Below are 1,163 nucleotides of genomic sequence, written 5' to 3'. Positions count from 1 at the left end.
CTGGCGGTCGACGTGTCGCCGTGGCTCCGCTCGGATGCGCCATGTTCAGCAGAGCGGCTGTTCTGCCACGTCTACGGCCGCGCGAAGACAGCATCGCAGTTCATTCCGGGCTGGCCCTACTCCTTCGTGGCCGCGCTGGAGCCGGGCGCCACGTCCTGGACCGCGATCCTGGACACGGTTCGGCTCGGCCCGGCGGACGACGCGACCGCGGTCACCGCCGCCCAGCTCCGAGGAGTCGTTGAACGGCTCATCGCCGCAGGCCGGTGGCGCGCCGGGGACCCGGCCATCGTGATCGTCAGCGACGCCGGCTACGACGTCACCCGCCTGGCCTGGGTCCTGCGCGACCTGCCGGTCGAGATGGTCGGCCGGGTCCGCTCCGACCGCGTCATGCGCCTGCCGAAGCCGCCGAGGATGCATGGCGTCAACGGCCGGCCGCCCAAGCACGGCCCGGAATTCCGCTTCACCAAGCCGGAGACCTGGCCCGAGCCCGCGATCACCACGGTCACTGGCACCAGCAACTACGGCAAGGCCGAAACCCAGGCGTGGGACCGGGTGCACCCCAGGCTCACCCACCGCTCCTCCTGGCTCGACCACGACGGCGAACTGCCCCTGGTCGAGGGCACGTTGATTCGGCTGAAGGTCGAGCACCTGTCGAAGGACCGGGATGCCCCGCCGGTGTGGTTATGGTCCTCCAAGACCGGTGCCACCCCGGACGACGTGGACCGTTTCTGGCAGGCGTTTCTCCGCCGCTTCGACCTGGAGCACACCTTCCGCTTCGCGAAACAGACCCTGGGCTGGACCACCCCGAAACTCCGCACTCCCGACGCCGCGGACCGCTGGACCTGGCTCCTGATCGTCGCCCACACTCAGCTCCGACTTGCGCGGCACCTCGCCGAGGACCTCCGTCGCCCCTGGGAGAAACCCGCCGCCTCCGACCGGCTCACCCCGGCCCGCGTCCGCCGAGGGTTTCGGAACATCCGCGTTCACCTCGCCTGCCCGACCCGTGTTCCCAAACCCCGAGGAACCGGCCCCGGACGGCCACCCGGCGCCAAGAACAAACACCGGGCCCCCCGCTACGACGTCGGCAAGACCGTCAAACGCCCCGAGACCCTCACGGCCATCGGCAAGCCTGGAAGATCTTGGTAGATAAAGAACAAGCTCAG

Annotated in this window: 1 protein-coding gene; it reads left to right on the top strand. The window is 69.7% G+C overall.

The window, feature by feature from the left end; all coding sequences use genetic code 11:
* The coding region (locus RNB18_RS50635; protein ID WP_311720877.1) for an NF041680 family putative transposase at positions 1 to 1,146 on the top strand (1,146 nt) is incomplete at its 5' end.
* Positions 1,147 to 1,163 lie beyond the last annotated feature (17 nt).

Source organism: Streptomyces doebereineriae, from assembly GCF_031845645.1.
GTDB classification, from domain to species: Bacteria; Actinomycetota; Actinomycetes; order Streptomycetales; family Streptomycetaceae; genus Streptomyces; species Streptomyces canus.
This window is presented reverse-complemented; position numbering and strand designations above follow the sequence as displayed.